General features: G+C 65.2%; 18 protein-coding genes. 2 read left to right on the forward strand and 16 right to left on the reverse strand.

Going from position 1 to position 18,817, the window contains the following annotated elements; all coding sequences use genetic code 11:
- Window positions 1–87 precede the first annotated feature (87 nt).
- The 11 genes from J4D28_RS24630 to J4D28_RS24680 all read right to left on the reverse strand — a co-directional run bounded on the left by J4D28_RS24630 (window position 88) and on the right by J4D28_RS24680 (window position 9,587).
- Window positions 88–1,596, reverse strand: coding sequence for a YdgA family protein (locus J4D28_RS24630; RefSeq protein ID WP_009046363.1), 1,509 nt, complete (start codon window positions 1,594–1,596; stop codon window positions 88–90).
- A 652-nt stretch (window positions 1,597–2,248) separates the two neighbouring features.
- Window positions 2,249–2,890, reverse strand: coding sequence for a hypothetical protein (locus J4D28_RS24635; protein WP_016705008.1), 642 nt, complete (start codon window positions 2,888–2,890; stop codon window positions 2,249–2,251).
- A gap of 92 nt (window positions 2,891–2,982) precedes the next feature.
- Window positions 2,983–4,431: an efflux transporter outer membrane subunit gene (locus J4D28_RS24640; RefSeq protein ID WP_103331584.1), complete on the reverse strand. Its 1,449-nt coding sequence runs from the start codon at window positions 4,429–4,431 to the stop codon at window positions 2,983–2,985.
- Window positions 4,428–5,324: an HlyD family secretion protein gene (locus tag J4D28_RS24645; protein ID WP_038630331.1), complete on the reverse strand. Its 897-nt coding sequence runs from the start codon at window positions 5,322–5,324 to the stop codon at window positions 4,428–4,430. The genes J4D28_RS24640 and J4D28_RS24645 overlap by 4 nt, the downstream gene beginning before the upstream one ends.
- Window positions 5,321–5,530, reverse strand: coding sequence for a DUF1656 domain-containing protein (locus J4D28_RS24650; protein ID WP_007932080.1), 210 nt, complete (start codon window positions 5,528–5,530; stop codon window positions 5,321–5,323). The genes J4D28_RS24645 and J4D28_RS24650 overlap by 4 nt, the downstream gene beginning before the upstream one ends.
- A complete protein-coding gene (locus J4D28_RS24655; RefSeq protein WP_016705005.1) occupies window positions 5,527–7,611 on the reverse strand; it encodes an FUSC family protein in 2,085 nt (694 codons plus the stop codon). The genes J4D28_RS24650 and J4D28_RS24655 overlap by 4 nt, the downstream gene beginning before the upstream one ends.
- Window positions 7,608–8,036: a MarR family winged helix-turn-helix transcriptional regulator gene (locus J4D28_RS24660; protein WP_028681511.1), complete on the reverse strand. Its 429-nt coding sequence runs from the start codon at window positions 8,034–8,036 to the stop codon at window positions 7,608–7,610. Before J4D28_RS24660 ends, J4D28_RS24655 begins: the two co-directional genes overlap by 4 nt.
- Before the next feature lie 132 nt (window positions 8,037–8,168).
- A complete protein-coding gene (locus tag J4D28_RS24665; protein ID WP_009041601.1) occupies window positions 8,169–8,450 on the reverse strand; it encodes a type II toxin-antitoxin system RelE/ParE family toxin in 282 nt (93 codons plus the stop codon).
- Window positions 8,440–8,685, reverse strand: a complete 246-nt coding sequence (locus tag J4D28_RS24670) for a type II toxin-antitoxin system Phd/YefM family antitoxin (protein ID WP_009046356.1) — start codon at window positions 8,683–8,685, stop codon at window positions 8,440–8,442. The genes J4D28_RS24665 and J4D28_RS24670 overlap by 11 nt, the downstream gene beginning before the upstream one ends.
- A gap of 64 nt (window positions 8,686–8,749) precedes the next feature.
- Window positions 8,750–8,995, reverse strand: a complete 246-nt coding sequence (locus J4D28_RS24675) for a DUF2789 domain-containing protein (RefSeq protein ID WP_009046355.1) — start codon at window positions 8,993–8,995, stop codon at window positions 8,750–8,752.
- Window positions 8,996–9,125: 130 nt separating this feature from the next.
- Window positions 9,126–9,587, reverse strand: coding sequence for an aminoacyl-tRNA deacylase (locus tag J4D28_RS24680; protein WP_016705004.1), 462 nt, complete (start codon window positions 9,585–9,587; stop codon window positions 9,126–9,128).
- Between the two features lie 223 nt (window positions 9,588–9,810).
- Here J4D28_RS24680 and J4D28_RS24685 point away from each other — a divergent pair, with 223 nt between their 5' ends.
- Window positions 9,811–11,196: a nodulation protein NfeD gene (locus J4D28_RS24685; RefSeq protein WP_009046353.1), complete on the forward strand. Its 1,386-nt coding sequence runs from the start codon at window positions 9,811–9,813 to the stop codon at window positions 11,194–11,196.
- Between the two features lies 1 nt (window position 11,197).
- A complete protein-coding gene (locus tag J4D28_RS24690; RefSeq protein ID WP_009046352.1) occupies window positions 11,198–11,956 on the forward strand; it encodes a slipin family protein in 759 nt (252 codons plus the stop codon).
- Here J4D28_RS24690 and J4D28_RS24695 read toward each other — a convergent pair.
- From J4D28_RS24695 to J4D28_RS24715, 5 genes are all read right to left on the reverse strand, one after another.
- Window positions 11,922–12,917, reverse strand: coding sequence for an aspartyl beta-hydroxylase (locus J4D28_RS24695; protein ID WP_041985268.1), 996 nt, complete (start codon window positions 12,915–12,917; stop codon window positions 11,922–11,924). The two genes, J4D28_RS24690 and J4D28_RS24695, sit on opposite strands and share 35 nt — an antisense overlap.
- Window positions 12,905–13,696 (reverse strand): aspartyl/asparaginyl beta-hydroxylase domain-containing protein, encoded by a 792-nt coding sequence (locus J4D28_RS24700; RefSeq protein WP_038630328.1) that lies wholly within the window; start codon window positions 13,694–13,696, stop codon window positions 12,905–12,907. Before J4D28_RS24700 ends, J4D28_RS24695 begins: the two co-directional genes overlap by 13 nt.
- Window positions 13,693–14,295, reverse strand: coding sequence for an adenylyl-sulfate kinase (cysC, locus tag J4D28_RS24705; RefSeq protein ID WP_016705001.1), 603 nt, complete (start codon window positions 14,293–14,295; stop codon window positions 13,693–13,695). The genes J4D28_RS24700 and cysC overlap by 4 nt, the downstream gene beginning before the upstream one ends.
- The gene (locus J4D28_RS24710) at window positions 14,279–15,793 is read right to left on the reverse strand and encodes a TolC family protein (protein ID WP_009046348.1); all 1,515 of its coding nucleotides are present in this window, start codon (window positions 15,791–15,793) and stop codon (window positions 14,279–14,281) included. Before J4D28_RS24710 ends, cysC begins: the two co-directional genes overlap by 17 nt.
- Before the next feature lie 43 nt (window positions 15,794–15,836).
- The coding region (locus J4D28_RS24715; RefSeq protein ID WP_258537380.1) for an Ig-like domain-containing protein at window positions 15,837–18,817 on the reverse strand (2,981 nt) is incomplete at its 5' end.

The following is an 18,817-nucleotide window of genomic DNA, read 5'->3' on the forward strand; positions in this document are numbered from 1 at the left end:
GATGCAGGCAAAAAAACGCCCGGCAGATCCGTGCTACGGAGGCCGGGCGTTTCTGGCTGAAAACCCCGCGAAGAGGGTTTTCGAGGCTTACTGGATGGTGACGGGTCCCAGTTTGCTCATGACAAAACCGACGAACTGCTCAGGCGTCATTTTCTGGCCGTTGAAGTCCACTTCGTTATTGGCGTAGCGCACCTTGGAGACGATGTCGTTGCCTTCCAGCTTGGCCAGCTGGGTACCCAGCGCCATGCCGCTGACCATGTCGGCGGCCATGCTGCCCTGGTCGGCGATCGCCTTGGCGTCGGTCACACCGTCCAGTTGCGCCTGCAACGCCGCCACGTCGGCGATCATCGGCTTGGACAGCAGCAGGTTCAGGTTCAGCTGGGTGAGCAGTTGCTTGCTCAGTTCGGCCGGCGGCAGATCCATGGATTGCGGCTTGTTCAGGTCCACCACCAGGCTCAGGCGGCTTTCGCCGTTGGCGGTCTTGAACGAGAGGTTTTCCAGGGCGATGTGCGGCTGGGCAGCCAGCAGCTTGTCCAGGTCAGCCTTGACCTGGGCCTGCTCGGCCTCGCTCAGGTTCAGCTCGGGCGCTGGCTCCCCGGCGGCTTCGGCCGCGGCGACGGCGTCTTCGTAGGGTTGCAGCTTGTTCTGGTAGACCTGCATCAGCGACATGCCGGAGGCGATGTCGAGGTTCTTCATGCTCCAGGCCATTTGCGCCGAACCGACGGCTTTGCCGTTGAGGGCGACTTCGCTGATCTTGTAGTCGGCACGACCGGCCAGGTGGGCGCCCTTCTCGTCGGTGGCGCTCTTGATCTGCGAATTCTTGAAGCTGAGCACCGACTGTTTCTCGCCGAACGTGGCCTTGGTGCTGGTCAGCTCCAGGGTGTTGTCGCCGACGTAGAAGCCATAGTTGCTCTTGGTCAGGTTGCTGGCCAGGGTCAGGCCGTTGAGCTCGACCTGCACCGGGGTCTGGTCTTCGGCGACGCTGTTGAGCTTGAGGCTGTCCATGTAGCCTTCGGCCTTGACCTTCTGCGCTTGGGCGCTGGTCGAGAGGTCCAGCTTCAGGCCGGAGAACTTGAGGGTCGACTTGTCGTCCAGGGCCGTGTCCAGCGGCAGCAACTCCAGGTTGCCGGTGGCGGAACGGTCGTAACCCAGGTTGACCACGCCCTTGAGCGGGGAAACATCCTTGGTGGCGGCGAACCATTTTTCGGTCAGGGCGTTCTTTTCCAGCTCGTAGTGACTGGTGGCCATGACCGGCAGCCATTTCAGGGTCATCAGGCGCGAGAACGGCAGCGGGCCGTGTTCGATACGGTCGACGAACACCAGTTCGACGCCCTCGGCACTGTCGCCGAACATCTCGCCCTGGCCCTTGAGGCGGTAGCGCGCGGTGCTGCTGAACAGATTGCGCTCCAGCGATACCAGCTCCAGGCTGGCGGTACCGTTGGAACCGACCATGGCCGCCTGGAGTTCCTTGTTGGCATCAGCGATAGAGGTTTGCAGCACCCCTTCCAGCTTGGTCCCGGTATACCAGGCGCCGCCGGCGCTGATAGCGCCCACTGCGACGACGATTCCTAACAGTACGCCTGCTGATTTATTCATTATTTGACCCGATCGATCCGTTGTTGAATGTGTGGTCGTCTTCCCTGAACCCGGTACGGGTTGTGGCTCGACTGTGCGTAAAACTGCCGAAGATTAGCACCGGCCAGGCCGGGCGGCCCAACCTTTCCATGTGAAAAGTAGTGAACGTGCGGGACGGTTCCTGTAGCCGCTGGCGCAGCCTGCGATCGACTTGGGCGGCATTCCGACGTAGCGGTCGCCAGGCCAGGCGACGCGTTTTTCCAGGTGGACCGCGGATTCAGGTTTTGCGGTTGCTGCGCAACCGGTCGCAGCCTCGCGGGCTCGGCAGCGGCTACACAGGCGCCGCGGTTCCTGTAGCCGCTGGCGCAGCCTGCGATCGACTGCGTAGCAGTCGCCAGGCCAGGCGACGCATTTTTCCAGGTGGACCGCGGATTCAGGTTTTGCGATTGCTGCGCAACCGATCGCAGCCTCGCGGGCTCGGCAGCGGCTACACAGGCGCCGCGGTTCTTGTAGCCGCTGGCGCAGCCTGCGATCGACTGCGTAGCAGTCGCCAGGCCAGGCGACGCGTTTTTCCAGGTGGATCGCAGGTTCAGGTTTTGCGGTTGCTGCGCAACCGGTCGCAGCCTCGCGGGCTCGGCAGCGGCTACAGGGTTTGCGTGCCTCCCTTCGGCCGCTACGCATGTTCGGAGTATTCGACTTCCAGTGCGTCGAGCTGATGATCGAAGCTTTTCAGGCGGGCGGTCCAGGTGTAGACCAGCACTTCGAAATCGCGGTTGATCACCGCACCGCCCGGCGTTTCCGAACGCGGGTCGCAGAAATCCAGTTGATAACGCTCGCGGGCCATGGCGGCGGCGACATCGGACAGTTCGCGGGCATTGTTCAGCCAGTGGCGACCGTCGGCGGCCTGCTTATCCAGCAGTACGCACTGTTTTTTCAGGGCTTCGAGGCTTTTCTCCAGGGGGGTGCCGGTCAACTCGCCCATGACCTCCTGAAAGGTCCGCCCCGGCTGCCAGTAACTGCCCCAGAAGTAACGGTCGAACACGGTTTCGACCCGGCGCAGGGCGACTTTGGTGTCCCAGATCGCCACCAGGGTCTTGCCCTGCTCCAGCTGTTTTTTCTTGATTTTCTGGGTCTGGAACGACGTCCAGGCCACGAAGACAATGGCGCTCACCGCAATCAGCGCGCTGGCGCTGTCGAGAAAGATCATTGCCTTGTCGATCTGGTGCGCCAGCATGACACCGTAGAAATAAGTCGCAGAAAGCAGCACCAGTGCAACGATGGCGCACCAGAAGCCGAGAGCATAAGGGTTTTTCATTATTCGAATCCCCATGACCATCACGTGCCTGACCGCTGGCCGAGCACTGGACGCAAGGTGCTCACCCAACTGATCAAAGCATAGCAACGGCCTCAGGGTTTGCCGGGGTTCGAGGCTTGCGTTCGTCCGCTTTCCCAGCCACCGCCCAGGGCCAGGAACAGGTCGATCTGACTCATCGCCACCTGGGTGTTGGCCGCCGCCAGCTGGGCCCGTACGTCGGTGTAAGTGCGGGTCGCCTGCAGGTCGGCGAGGAACGACTCGCGGCCGGCCTGGAAGAAGCGGTGGGTCTGGTCGGCGGCCTGCCGCGCCGACTGCTCGGCATCGGCCAGGGCGTCGCGACGTTGCAACTGGGCGCTGTATTGGGCCAGGCCGGTCTGGGTTTCGCGGATGGCGTTGAGCACCACCCCGTCGAAATGCGCCAGGGCGCCCTGGCTGGCGGCTTCGGCCTGATGAATGCGTTCGCGGGCGCCGTTGGCCGGCACCGTCCAGCTGATCAGCGGGCCAAAGCCCCAGCGGTTGGTGGAGGGCTTGCCGAGGTTGTCGACGATGCCCACGGTGCCAACGGTCGCGCCGATGCTGATGTCCGGGTACAGGGCGCCGGTGGCCACGCCGATTTCCGCGGTGGCGGCGGCCAGCCGGCGCTCGGCCTGGCGGACATCCGGACGGCGCTTGAGCAGCGCCGCGCCGTCACCCACCGGCAACAATTGCGCAATGTGCGGCAACTCGGCGCAACTGCCGGTGCCGGCGGGCAGTCGCTCCACCGGTTTGGCCAGCAGCATCGACAGGCGGAACAGCGCCGACTGGCGCGCCGCCTCATAGCGCGGCAGCTCGGCGCGCAGGGATTTGAACTGGGTCTGGGAGCGGGTGACCTGGGTTTCGTCGCCGCGCCCGGCGTCGCGCAGGCGCTGGGTGAGTTCGGTGCTCTGGGCTTGCAGGTCCAGGGAATGCTCGGCGATCTCGCGCTCTTCGTTGGCCGCGCAGACCTGCGTGTAGGCCCGCACCACATCCGCCACCAGGGTGATGCGCGCGGTATCGGCCGCCGCCTGGGTCGCGTCGGCGTTGGCCTTGGCCGCCTCGATGCCGCGCTGCAGGGTACCGAACAGGTCGAACTGATAAGAGGTGCTGACGGACAGGTTGCCGACGTTGGCCACCGGCACTTTTTCCGGCAGCAGGAAGGCCTCGCCGGACTCCTGCAAACGCTCGACCCCGGCCTTGGCCCCACCACTCCAGCCGCCGGCCGCCTGGGCCTCGTCGACCTGGGCGCGGGCCCGCGCCAGGTTGGCCGCCGCGACCCGCAGGTCGGTGTTGGAGGCCATGGCCTGCTGCACCAACTGGTCCAGGCGCGGGTCCTGGTACAAGCGCCACCAGTCTGCCGGGACCGGCGCCGAGACCACGCTGTCGCTCGAACCGGCCAACTCGCCCTGCAAATCGCTGCGATGCACCGCCGCGTCGGCCGGCAGCCGGTAGTCCGGGCCGACCATCTGGCAGGCCGACAGCAACAAACCGAGCCCGGCCGTGGCCAAACGCAGGGCGCTGTTCATTGCGCCGGCTCCGACCGGGTTGGCGCCTGATCGTCGATGATCGACACGGTGGCGGTGCGTCCGGCGATCATGCGGAAGTCTTCCGGCACCTCGTCGAAGGCAATGCGCACCGGAATCCGCTGGGCCAGGCGCACCCAGCTGAAGGCCGGGTTGACGTTGGGCAGCAGGTTGGAGCCGCTGCTGCGGTCGCGGTCCTCGATGCCGGCGACGATGCTTTCGACATGCCCGCGCAGCCGCGCGCGATCGCCGATCACCCGGATATCGACGCTCTGGCCGATATGAATGCCGTCGAGCTTGGTTTCCTCGAAGTAGCCGTCGATGTGGAAGGAGTTGCTGTCCACCACCGACAACACCGGGCGACCGGCGGTGACGAATTCCTGGGTGCGCGGCGCGCGGTCGTTGACGTAGCCATCCACCGGGCTGCGGATCACCGAACGGTCGAGGTTCAGCTGGGCGCTGTCCACCGCCACCTGGGCTTCGGCCAGGGCCGACTGGGCACGGGCCACGCGGGACTGGCTTTCCTCCAGTTGCTCGCGCGGCACCAGGTTGCCCAGGCCGAGGTTGCGCCTGGCCTCGCGCTGGGCCTGGGCCAGGGTTTCCTGGCGGTCGGCCAGGGACGCCTTGGCCTGGCGCAGGGCCAGGCTGAAACGGTCCTGGTCGATGCTGAACAGCACCTGGCCGCGCTTGACCAGCTGGTTGTCCCGCACCTGCACCTGCTGGATCAGCCCGGAGACGTCCGGAGCGATCTGCACGATGTCGGCACGGATATGCCCGTCCCGGGTCCAGGGCGCGAACATGTAGTACATCACCATGCGCCAGACCACCACGACCGCGAAGCTCACCACCAGCAAGGTCAGGACCACACGGCCGATGGTCAATAAAGGTTTTTTCATGTCATCAGGTATCGACTGAGTGAGTCCACGGCGCCGAGCAGCAAAGCGTACAGACCAACGTTGAACAAAGCCCGGTGCCAGACCAGGCGATAAAAATGCAGGCGCGTCAGCAGCCCGTGGACCACCAGGTACAAGCCATAGGTAAGGCCCATCAGCACCAGCAGCGTGGGCAAAAACACCCCGCTGATATCCAGGTCACCGATCATAAAGGCGCTCCATCGATGCCATGGGGCAGCGGTTCTTCAAGCTCGCCACCGCCGACGAACTCCACGCCGGGCAGCAAGGCCAGGCGCAGGCCACTGAGGGCGTGCAGCAGGTGCAAACGGGTTTCGCGGTCGTCCTGGCTGCGGGCATCCAGGGTGCGGCGGGCGCGGTCCAGGGTCATCAGCAGGCCGCTCGGCGCCGGCAGGCGTTCGCCGGCCTTGAGGCAGGCCTTGAAGTAGGCGCCGACCTCGGCCACCACCTGGCGCAACAGCGCCTGCGCGTTGCCTTGGGCCCGCGGGGCGTAGGCCAGCAGGTCCAGCAGGTTCAAACCGACGCGCACTTCGCGCAGGGCCGCGCCGGTGTCCTGGCCGGTCATGGCCAGCCGCGGCAGGTGCTGCATCAGGCGGTCGAGCATCTGCACGCCCAGATGGCGGTGTTCGGCCAGGTTGGCCGGTTCGGTCATGCCGACGATGTCCTGCCAGCTGAAACGGGTCAGGCGCTTGGCCGCCAGCTCCGAACCGAACGGCCGCGCGACCAGGGTCCAGACAAAGGCGAACAGCAGGCCCATGGGCCCGGCCAGGTTGGAATTGGCGAAGCTCATGAAGTCGGCGTCGTAGGCGCCCTGGATGCTGATGAAGGACGAGGTGTTGACGATGGTCAGCAGCATGCCCAGGTAAAAACGCGGCTGTACCGTCAGGGTGCCGACGCAGATGAACGGCACGGCGAAGGCCAATACCAGCATCGGGAAATCGTGCAGGTTGGGCAGGATCAGGAACAGGTAGAGGCTGGCGAACAGCACCGACATCGCGGTCCAGAAGAAGAACCGGTAGATCTGCGGCGCCGGGTCGTCCATCGAGGCGAAGAAGCTGCAGGCCACCGCCGCGAGGATCACCGCGCTGCCGCCGTCGGTCCAGCCCAGGAGGATCCACAGCACCGAGGCGACGATGATCGCCAGGACAGTGGAGGCCACCGAATACAGCATCAGCCCGCGGTCGAGGAACGGCGTCAGACGGCCCAGGCGCCAGTGGCGATAGACCGCGCGCCAGATGTCCTGGCTTTCGCACTGGATGGCGTGTTGCAGGCTGCGGCAGTCCTGCCACAGGTCGATCCACTCGCCGAGGCGGTACAGGGCGTTGGAAAACAGCAACTGGCGCCGGTCGTCGAGGGCTTCGGCATCGGGTTGCAGCGCTTCGAGCTGGCCACGCAGAGCCTGCCAGCGCTCGACCGAAGCGCCCTGGGCGGTGCTTTCCAGCCATTGCCCGGCCTGGGCCAGCAGCGGCGCGAACTTATCCACCAGCTCCGGGGTACGTCGCTCCAGGGCGTACAGGGCATCGTCCAGGGCATCGACCACGGGCAGCAGGTGGATCATGCGCCCACGCAGTTCCTTGGTATTGCGCACGGTCTGCGGGCGCGCGCCTTCGTGGGGCAACTGGCCGATCATCAGCTCCAGGCTGTTGAAGGTGGCGACCATGGATGCGCGCAAGGCACTGACTTCTTCGGGCCGCACGTCGCGGCTGAGAAAACGCTGGCTGTAGGTGGACGCATCGGCGAACCATTTGCCCGCCGAATCGACGAACACCGGCGCCAGCCGCCGTGGCCAGAACATGCTGCCGATCACGGCCGCGCAGACGATACCGAGGAATATCTCCTCGGTGCGCGCCTCCGCCACGTCCCACACCCCCAGCGGGTTATCCACCACCGGCAGGGCGATCAGCGGCAGGCTGTAGCCGGCCAGCATCAGCGCATAGCTGTTGGCGGTGCGCAGGTGCAGCGACAGAAACAGCAGGATCCCGGTCCACAGGGCGATGATCACCACCAGCAGATAAGGGCTCTGCACGAACATCGGCACGAACAGCACCGCCGCCGAAGCGCCGAGCAAGGTGCCGATCGCGCGGTACAGCGCCTTGGAACTGGTGGGCCCGACGAACGGGCTGGAGACGATGTACACCGTGGCCATCGCCCAGTACGGACGCGGCATCTGCATGAGCATGGCGATGTACAGCGCGATCATCGACGCGGCAAAGGTGCGCACGCCGTAGAACCAGTCGCGCGCGGGAGGGACGCCGGTGAAGAATCCGCTCAAGACGGCACCACCGGCAGCTGGGCAGCCGACTCGAAGGCGCGGATCACCTTCAACGCGGCCTCCAGGTCCGCTGCTGTGATGCCTTCCAGCACCTCGCGGCGCAGGCGCACCAATTCGGCTTCCACCGACTGCACCAGTTCGCGGCCGGTGTCGGTCAGGCTCAGGCACTTGGCCCGGCGATCGTGGGGATCTTCAGAGCGTATGGCGTAACCGGCGTTGCACAGCTGGTCCAGCAGACGCACCAGGGACGGGCTTTCCATCCCCGCCGCCTGCGCCACCGTCACCTGGCGCACGCCCTCGCCCAGGCGCCCGATCATCAGCAGGGGCACGGCGCAGGCTTCGGAGATTCCATAGTTGACCAGCGTACTCTGGCAGATCCGCCGCCAATGCCGGGCGGCGACCACCATGCCACTGCTGATATTCATCTGGAGTGATTCAAGAGAGTCGGGCAAAGGAAAGTTCGCACACAGTTAGTTTGCTAACTATCAATGGTGCATGGGGAGGATAATCTCAGTCAAGTTTTGAAACAATTGAACGACCATTGACCCGAAAACGCCTCAGCGCTTTCGGGCCCGCTCATACACGGCACTGCGTTCACGTTTGCCCACGGCCACCACCGAAACCACAACCTGATCCTCGATCACTTGGTAAACCAGGCGATAGCCAGAGGCCTTGAGCTTGATCTTGTAGCAGTCCGCCATACCGTGAAGGGCGTCCGCGGGCACCCGCGGCATTTCCAGGCGCTCGGCCAGCTTCTTCTTGAATTGCTCGCGCAGGGTATGACCGAGCTTGTCCCATTCCTTGCGCGCCGAAGGCAGAAACTGGAGCTTATAAGTCATCCAGATTTACCGGGACCGGGGTCTCGTGACGACGGGCACGGACAATCTCCGCCAGTTCAAGATCGTCAAGACGCTCCATCATGGCTTCAAACACGTCGGCCGGGACCATATAGCCCATGACCCGGTTGTGATTGAGCACCGCAACCGCACCACCCTGTGCGCCGTTCAGGACAGCCGAAGGATTTTTTTTCAGTTCAGACACGCTGACAGCTTTATCAGCCAATACGCTTTGCATAATTAAGACCTCTAATTTGGTCTTAATTCTGGTCTATTTACATGACGACATCAATCCACTTGCCTCACCCCCCCCGCCCCTTCCTCAACAACACATCCAGCTGATCCACCACTTCCGCCCAGTCGGCGTCGTCGAGGATCTCGTCGCGCAGGAAATCCGCCTGGCTGGGGGTCCAGAAGAAGGCATCCGCCAGGTGCAGTTCCGGCTTGAGCGGTGAATGGGTGGCGATGAAACGGTCGATGTCCACGGGGTCGTCGGACAGACCGAGTTGTTTGAACAGGGCAGGCAGGCTGTGGGATGGGGATTCCATGGGGGGCTCCTGAATGGGTCGGGAATGTCGGACGACTGCCGCGCAGTCGATCGCGTGCAGCCGCGCTCCTGCAGAATCAGCCTGCAGGAGCGGGCCAACCAGCAAAGGGTCGCTACAGGCACCGACGGCGCTAGTAGCTGACCTCGCACACCTCGGCATGAGGCACCATTTTCAGGTACTCGTCCATGCTCAGATGCACCAGGTTGTTGTGGTTGCCGGCTTCCAGGTAGATGTCTTTCTGCCGGGTCAGCATCGGATCGATCACCACGTCCAGCCCATAGGATTCGCCCAGGGCCGGTACCGCGCCGCGTTCGCAATCGTTGAACAGATGCGCCAGGGTGCTTTCCCGGGTGATCTGCCATTCGTTGCTGCCGCGCACCTTGCTCAGATCCAGGTGGCGGCTGGCCGGCAGCACGGCCATCAGGTAGTGGCCATGACTGTCGTCGAGGATCACCGACTTGGCCACGCGTTCGGCGGGAACTCCCGCGACCCGGGCGGTCTCCAGGCTGCTCGACGAATGTGGATGAGCCACCACGTCAAAATCGCAATGCGCCTGTTCCAGGCTGCGTTGCACGGTTTTTGCCATACGCATGATGCACCTCGGTGTCCTGAACGGCTTTGCAGGACGATGGGTTAACGACTGTCACTCCCTCCCCAAAGTCTAGGCCGCGCCGCCCTCGCCCACTGACGAACTTCCGAACGGCACGCGAGCATGAGGTTGTTCAAAATTTGCTCAATCCCACGCTCTACTAGACTCAAGGACAAAGCCAGCGAACGGCTGGCAACCGAGGCACATGACTCTCCAGGAGGGTCGGATGAACGAGCGTGGGTGGCGGGCGACACTGAAGGGGCTGCTGCTGGGTGTGCTGATCGGCCTGCCGACCGGGCACGCCCAGGCCGTGAAGCCAGTGGTGGTGCTCACCGTCAACGATGTGATCAGCCCCGCCAGCGCCGACTACGTGGTGCGCGGCCTGGACAAGGCTGCCGACGAACAGGCCCAACTGGTGGTGCTAGGCATCGACACCCCCGGCGGTCTCGACACCTCGATGCGCTCGATCATCAAGGCGATCCTCGCCAGCCCGGTGCCGGTGGCCAGCTACGTCGCCCCCAGTGGCGCCCGCGCCGCCAGCGCCGGCACCTACATCCTGTATGCCAGCCATATCGCCGCCATGGCCCCGGGCACCAACCTCGGGGCCGCCACCCCGGTGCGGGTCGGCATGCCGGGGCAGCCCGACCCGGGCGGCAACCCGCCCGCCGCGCCACGCTCGGACAAGAACCCGGAACCGGAACCCGACACCCTCAGCCAGAAACAGATCAACGACGCCGCGGCCTATATCCGCGGCCTGGCGCAATTACGCGGGCGCAACGCCGAATGGGCGGAACAGGCCGTGCGCGAGGCCGTCAGCCTGCCGGCCCAGGAAGCCTTGAAGCTGAAGGTGGTCGACTATGTCGCGGATGACCTGAACGGCCTGCTCAGGCAACTTGACGGCAAGTTCCTCATCGCCGCCGGCCAGGCGGTGCAGCTGCATACCCTGGGCGCGGCGGTGATCCATCACGACCCGGACTGGCGCACGCAGCTGCTGTCGGTCATCACCCACCCCAGCGTCGCGCTGATCCTGATGATGATCGGCATCTACGGGCTGTTCTTCGAGTTCGTCAACCCGGGCACTGCGGTGCCCGGCGTGCTCGGCGGCATCTGCCTGCTGCTCGGTCTGTATGCCTTGCAGCTGCTGCCGGTGAACTACGCCGGCGTGGCCCTGATCCTGCTGGGCATCGCCTTCATGGTCGCCGAAGCTTTTCTACCGACCTTCGGCGTCATCGGCTTCGGCGGCATCGTCTCCTTTGTGGTCGGCGCGGTGATCCTGATGGACACCGATGTCCCGGGCTACGGCATTCCCCTGCCGCTCATCGTCAGCCTGGCGGTAATCAGTGCGCTGCTCCTGGCGACGCTGGCGAGCATGGCGGTGCGTGCGCGACAACGCCAGCAGGTGGCTGGCGACGCTGGGCTGGTGGGCAGCATAACGGCGATCACCGCGGTGCAAACGGGCAACCCTTACAACGGCTGGGTGCTGTTGCAGGGCGAACACTGGCAGGTCCTGAGCGCGACACCGCTGCAAACCGGGCAACGGGTTCGGGTGGTGGCGCGCAAGGGGCTGCTTCTGGAAGTGACGACGGCCGAGGCCGCGCCGCGAGGAGGATGAAATGGGTCTGGAATTGGGTTTTGGCGCGCTGCTGGCGCTGCTGTTGGCGCTGGCGGTCTCGACGTTTCGCATCCTGCGCGAATACGAGCGCGGGGTGGTGTTCCAGCTGGGGCGCTTCTGGCGGGTCAAGGGGCCCGGGCTGGTCCTGCTGATTCCGGTCGTCCAGCAGATGGTCCGCGTCGACTTGCGCACCGTGGTGCTCGACGTGCCGCCCCAGGATGTGATCACCCGCGACAACGTCTCGGTCAAGGTCAACGCCGTGCTGTACTTCCGTGTGCTGGACTCGCAGAAGGCGATCATCCAGGTCGAGGACTTCCTCATGGCCACCAGCCAACTGGCCCAGACCACCCTGCGCGCGGTGCTGGGCAAGCATGAGCTGGACGAGTTGCTGGCCGAGCGCGAGCGCCTGAACGCCGATATCCAGCAGGTGTTGGACGCCCAGACCGACGCCTGGGGCATCAAGGTGGCGAACGTCGAGATCAAGCACGTCGACCTCAACGAATCGATGATCCGCGCCATTGCCAAACAGGCCGAAGCCGAACGGGAACGCCGGGCCAAGGTGATCCACGCCGAAGGCGAATTGCAGGCCTCGGAAAAACTCATGCAGGCCGCCGAAATGCTCGGCCGCCAGCCCGGCGCCATGCAGCTGCGTTACATGCAGACCCTGAGCGCGATTGCCGGCGATAAAAGCTCGACCATCGTTTTCCCGCTGCCCATCGAATTCCTCAAGGGCATGGCGGAGTTGTCGCCGAAGAACTGAGCCGGGGTTGCGGGACCGCGCAGCTGCGCCACTGCTCCAGTGCTGCGTAAGGCGCCTGCGCCCACTGCTCCAGCTGCTCCCGCAGCCGCACTGAAGCCTGTTGCTGCTTGCCCTGGCGGTCATCGACAAAGGCCTGGGCCGGCTGCTTGGCATGCTGGCCGACACAGGCGAATGCCGTCCGGCGTTGCTCGGCGCTCAGGCCGAAAAAATCGCCCAGATGGCCGTCCATGGCGGCGGGCAATTCGCTGTAGTTCAGCACCAGGCCATGGTGTTCGCGGCAGTGCTCCAGCCCCAGTTGCAACAAGCGCCCCAGACGCCGGGCGATCCAGCTTTCCCGGTCTTGGAAAGGCTCGCCGTCGTCCAAGGCGCTAGGCCCGATCAGGCCCGGCGTCATGTGCATGCCGGCGCGGCGCAGATGCGATACGGCGATTTCCAGCGGCTCGCGATACAGAAACAACCACGGCGTATCGACGAAGCACTGGCGCAGCAGCGGCAGCTCGCCGATGTTCCAGGCATCGAGCTTGATCACCAGCCGCTGCTCACTGCCGCGGCGCACCTGCCCATAGGCCGACAGCAAGCCCACCAGCGCGGCAGCCCTCTCCCGTGGCGCCAGCGAGCTGCGCAGCAAGGTATCCAGCGGCGGCGGTTCGGACACCACGATGTGATCGTCCAGATGAGCCAGCATCTGGCTGGCCAGGGTCGAGCCGCAGCGCGAGGCGTGGAAGATAAAGGCGCTGGGAGCCAGGCCCGGGCTACGTTGGCGCCATTCGGTCAGGGCAGACAACGGCGTCTGGCGCCGGAACGCCTGATTGAACGGCAGGCGCAGGGCCTCTTCGACCGCCTCGCGGAAAAACGGCTGCGACAGCGGCCTGTCGCCGAACCAGCACCAGTCGACCCGCCACTCGTCACGCGGCTGCCAAATGCGGATCGGCAACCAGCCGTGCAGGTTCAGGCCGTCCATTGTTCATTCCACAGGCGCCGCCCCTGGCGCATGGCCGAACGCAGGTCTTCGCGGGTGAACGCCAGGCCGCGCTCCGCCGCCAGGGCCAGGGTGCGCTCGATGAAGGCTTCGCTGTCGTTCAGCGCCTGCAAGGCCTGGCACAGCGCGGGGTCCTCTTCGAGCAACCGACAGAACCGCGCGAAGTCCACGGCAGCGCGGCCCAGGCCAGGCGTCGGCGTGGTCGGCGCACCGTCGGCAATCATCTGCTCCAGCCAGGAGTCGGGGCGACAATCGATCACCAGGTGAATGCGTTCCTGGCTGTCGTGGTTGTCCACACGGTGCGGGCGCGACAGGTCGAGAAACCAGCACTCCCCCGCCAGCATCGGCATGCGCCGCCCGTCGAGCAGGAAGTCCACCCGCGGCGGGCTGAGCAAGGGGATATGCAAGCGCAGGTCGGCGTCCTGGCCGCCCAGGTCGTAGTCGCGGTGTTCATGAATGCGCGCCCCCGGGCCCAGCCGCAGCAGGCGCGCCGAAACGATCTGCAAGGGCAGGTGGCGCAATGCCTGTTGCCAGTCCGGGTCCTGCCGCCAGGGCTCGCGCTGTACCGGCCGGCCCTTGCCCGGCGCCAGTTCGGAGGGCGCATCCACCGCCGAGATCAAGGCCACGCCGCTCCAGTCGCCTTCGTAATAGCCGCCGTTGAAGTGGCCCTGCCAGGCACTCGCGTCGATGCGCGCCAGGGCGCGCAACAGCCGCGGCAGATCCACGCTGACCGGCAGCCGGGCGAACGCCGGACGGCTCATGAGGCAGGCAGCACCTTGCGCTCGACCAGCCAGCCGAGCAATTGCCGCTGGCAGTCGTCGATCGACTGGGTGCCGGTGTCCAGCTCCAGCGCGGCCCGTGGTGGCTCATAGGGTGCCGAGATACCGGTGAACCCCGGCAACTCGCCGCTGCGGGCGCGGGCGTAGTGGCCCTTGGGGTCGCGCTGTTCACAGACCGCCAGCGAGGCGCTGCACCAGACCTCCAGATAGTCCTCGCCCAGGCGCCGGGCGAACAGCTCGCGCTGCTCGATCAGCGGGGCAATCATCGCCAGGATCACGATCTGCCCGTTGTCCACCAGCAAGGCCGCCAGCTCGCTGGCGCGGCGGATGTTTTCCCGGCGGTCGGCCTCGGCGAACCCCAGGTCGCGGTTCAGGCCGCCGCGCAAGGCATCGCCGTCCAGCACCAGGCTCTGCCGGCCGTGCTGGAACAGCCCGGCCTGCAGCGCCTGGGCCAGGGTCGACTTGCCCGCCGCCGGCAGGCCAGTCAGCAGGATCGCCACCCCGCGATGACCATTGCGCGCCTCGCGCTGGGCCCGGCTGACGCTGGCCTGGGGCGCCTGCAGATTATTGTCTTTGGGCATGGGCCACCGGCGTGCTGATGTTGCCCGCTGCCCAGTCGGCCTCGCGACTGGCCAGCGCCGAGGCGATGGACTGCACCTGGGTCGACTGCACCTCGTTGGGCAACGGGTCGAGCCCGGCACTGGCGAAGATCTGCCCATAGGCGTTGCGCAGGTCGGCATAGGCCAGGTCGCGCCGCAGGTCCGCCTGCAAGGTGTTCAGCTCGCCCTGGATCAGGTCCAGCTCGCCAATGCCATTGGCCTGGTAGCGGTTGCGCAGCTGGCCGACGATCTGCCCGTCGATGTCCGCCAGCTCCTGGCTGGTCTTGAACTGGCGCAACGCGTCGCGGTAGTTGGCGTTGGCCACATAGACCTGGGCCAGCACCGCGATGGACATGGCCTGGCGACGGGCCGCGGCGACGTCTTCACCGGCCTTGGCGGTGTCGATGGCCGCTGGCGCGGAGAGCACGTTGAACAGGTTCCAGGTGACCTTCACCCCGTAATCGGCCCACTTGTCGTTGACCAGAAACGAGTTGCTGTCGTAGTGCCCGCCGGCGGAGAACTCCAGGCCCGGCAGCAGGCGCAGCATGGCCTTGCGGGTCTCCGCGGCGCTGATACGGCTCTGGTAATCCTGCTCGCGCAGTTCCGGGCGGCTGGTCAGGGCCTCGTGTTCGAGGCGGGCCATATCGACCTTGAGTTCCGGCACCGGGTAATCGTCGGTGGTCGCCAGGGTCAGCTGGGTGCCCATGGGCAGGTTGATCAGGGTCGACAGCTCGGTCTTGGCCAGGGATAACGCCCGGCGCTGCTCCTCCAGCTGGCGGGTGGCCTCGATCAGCGAACGCTGGTAGGCCAGGGCCTGCACCGGGTCGCCGATACGCTGCTCGCTCATGCTCTGGCTGTTGCCGCGGGCCTGCTCGACCCGACCTGCGAGGCTGTCGATCTGCTTGAGCAGGCGTTCGGCCGCCACCGCCCGCCAATAGGCCGAGCGCACGTCCTGGACAATCGTGTTGATCACCTTGCGCCGGCGCTCCTGGACGATCAGCCGCTGGTCGCCTTGCTGCTTGGCGTTGATGTAGCTGACGCCGAAGTCCAGCACGTTCCAGACCATGGTCAGGTCGGCCACTCTGCGGTCCCGATCCTGGGAGGTCGAGGGTTCCAGGGACTGGGTACCGGTTTCCACGCTCTGGCTGCTGGAGGCGCTGACGTTGTTGCGCCCCACGTAGCCGGCGGAGAGGGCCATGCGCGGCAACATGTCGAAACTGGCGAGGTCCAGTTGGCGCTTGGCCAGGGCCTCTTCCATGATTTTCAACCGGCCCTCGAGGTTGTATTTCACTGCCCGGGCCATGGCCTGGTGCAGGGTCAGCGGGCCGCTCAGCGGCTCCTGATCCTTGTACATGCTCTGCAGGTCGCTCCTGGCGCGCTGCTCGCTGGCACTGCGTTCAATCGGTTTACTGCTGACGGCACAACCACTGACCGCCAGCGCCAACAAGCTGACCCCGAACAACTTCTGACTTTTATTCATCCTTGTCTCGCCCCTGGGTGCCGCATCGTATTTATGTCTTGTTTCAGGCCTGCATTGCGCTGATGCCGGCCTGTTCGAATGCCTTGGCCAGATCGCGGATCGGCCGTTGCTCCATGTCTTGCATCACTTGCAATTGCTGGGTCAGCGACGGTGCCCCGAACACCCCGCGCCCGCCCTGGGAAAGATCGCCGGCCTTGGGCTTGTCGCCGAAGGACTTCAGCGAACCGCCATCCTCAGTGGAGTCCTGGCCGAACAGCACCGACAGCGTGCTTTGGCTGAACACCCCACCATCGCCGCCACCGAAGCCGAGGAAACCATGGCCATTACCGTCGCCACCGGGATCGCTGCTGCCAAATACCTGGGCAATGAAGCTCGGCGCCAGGGCCCCGTGATTGATGAAAATGTCCCCCAACGGCCGGATGCCATCGCCCAGCACCCGCTGCTCGAACAGTGGCGCGAAGGCCAATGGCGAGCCCAGGTCGCCAACCGGTGGCGTGATGACCGTGGGCTGCAGCGGCACATAAGGCGGCAGCGGCGGAACCACCGGGTCGCTCGAACGGAATTCCGGATCGCCCACCGGCAGCTCCGTGGGTGGGTTGGTCGCCGGCACGGTGTTGATCGCGTAGTTGTTGGAGTCGGTGCTGCCGCTACCGGTATTGCCGAATGCGTCGCTCACCCCGCTGTTGTTCAGGGTGACCAGGTTGCTGGTATCGCTGATATTGGCGGTTGGCGTCAGGGTCACGGTCCAGGTCCGGCCGCCGTCGCTGCTGCTCAAGGCGCTCAGGGTGCCGTTGGCCACCGTCAGGTCCGAGTTGGTGAAGCCGCTCACCGCTTCGCTGAAGGTGATGGTCACGCCGCTGGTCTGGCCCACGCCGAGGCTGCTGTTGGCGACCACGATGGTCGCGGTCGGCCGCTGGGTATCGATCAGGTAATTGTTCGAATCCGTGCTGCCCAGCCCGGTATTGCCCGAGGCGTCGCTGACCCCACTGTTGTTGAGGGTGATCAGGTTGCTCGTATCGCTGACGTTGGTGTTCGGTGTGAAGGTCGCGGTCCAGGTAATGCCGCCATCGCTACTGCTGACCGCGCTCAAGGTGCCGTTAGTCACCGTCAGGTCGCTGTTGTCGAAACCGCTGACCGCCTTGCTGAAGGTGATGGTCACCAGGGACGTGTCGCCCGCCGCCAGCATCGGGTTGGCGACCACCACGGTAGCGGTGGGGCGCACGGTATCGATGACGTAGTTGGCCGAGTCGGTGGTGCCGCTGCCGGTGTTGCCGACGGCGTCTATCACTCCGGCGTTGTTCAGGGTGATCTGATTGCTGCTGTCGCTGATGTTGATGGCCGGGGTAAAGGTGGCGGTCCAGGTAACCCCGCCATCGCTGCTGCTCAGGGCCCCCAGGGTACCGTTGGCCACCGTCAGGTCCGAGTTGGTGAAACCGCTGATCGCTTCGCTGAAGGTGATGGTCACCGTGGTGGTTTCGCCCGCCTTCAGGGCCGCGTCGGCCAGCACGATGGTGGCGGTCGGCCGCCCGGTGTCGATGATGAAGTTGTTCGAGTCGGTGCTGCCGCTGCCGGCGTTGCCCGCCGCGTCACTGACCCCGCTGTTGTTGAGGGTGATCAGGTTGGTGGCATCGCTGACGTTGACGTTCGGGGTGAAGGTCGCGGTCCAGGTGATGCCGCCGTCGCTGCTGCTGACCGCGCTCAGGGTGCCGTTGCTCACCGTCAGGTCGCTGTTGTCGAAACCGCTGACCGCCTCGCTGAAGGTGATGGTCACCAGGCTGGTTTCGCCGATCGGCAGGATCGGATTGGCCACCACTATGGTCGCGGTTGGGCGAGCCGTGTCGATGACGTAGTTGTTCGAATCGGTGGTGCCGCTGCCCGTATTCCCCGAGACATTGATCACGCCGCTGTTGTTCAGGGTGATGACGTTGCTGGTATCGGCGATACCGACTGCCGGGGTGAAGGTGGCGGTCCAGGTGACACCACCGTCGCTGCTGCTCAGCGCACTCAAGGTGCCGTTGGCGATGCTCAGGTCGCTGTTGTCGAAACCACTGACCGCCTCACTGAAGGTGATGGTCACCAGCGAGGTTTCGCCGGCCTTCAAGGCCGTGTCGGCGATCACGATGGTGGCGGTCGGCACCACGGTTTCGATGCTGTAGTTGGCTGAGTTGGTGGTCCCGGTACCGCTGTTGCCGGCCACGTCGGTGATGCCGGTGTTGTTCAGGGTGATCAGGTTGCTCAGGTCGGTGATGCCCGCCGTCGGGGTGAAGGTGGCGGTCCAGGTGATACCGCCGTCGCTGCTGCTGACCGCGCTCAGCGTGCCATTGGCCATCGTCAGGTCGCTGTTGTCGAAACCGCTCACTGCTTCACTGAAGGTGATGGTCACCACCGCGGTTTCGCCGGCCTTGAGGGTCGAGTCGGAGAGAACGATGGTGGCATTCGGACCCAGGCTGTCGATGGCGTAGTTGTTGGAGTCGGTGGTGCCGCTGCCGGTGTTGCCCGCCCCATCCGTCACCCCGGTGTTGTCCAGGGTGATCAGGTTGCTGTTGTCGGTGATACCGGCCGTCGGGGTGAGGGTGGCCGTGTAGGTGATGTTGTCGCTGGTGCTCAAGCCACTCAACGTACCGTTGGCAACGGTCAGGTCGGCCAGGGTAAAGCCGGTCACCGCCTCGCTGAACGTGATGGTCACGGTACTGGTCTGGCCCACGCCCAGGGCGCTGTCGGCGACCACTATGGTCGCGGTCGGGCGGACGGTGTCGATCGCATAGTTGTTGGAGTCAGTGGTGCCGCTGCCGGCGTTGCCCGAGGCGTTGGTCACCCCGCTGTTATCCAGGGTGATGACGTTGCTGGTGTCAGTGATGCTCGACGTCGGGGTGAAGGTGGCGGTCCAGGTGATACCACCGTCGCTGCTGCTGACCGCGCTCAGCGTGCCGTTAGCGATGGTCAGGTCGGCATTGCTGAAACCGCTCACCGCTTCGCTGAAGGTAATGGTCACCAGCGAGGTTTCACCGATCTTCAGGGCGTTGT

The sequence above is a fragment of the Pseudomonas sp. GW531-T4 genome, assembly GCF_017349615.1.
GTDB classification, from domain to species: domain Bacteria; phylum Pseudomonadota; class Gammaproteobacteria; order Pseudomonadales; family Pseudomonadaceae; genus Aquipseudomonas; species Aquipseudomonas chlororaphis_I.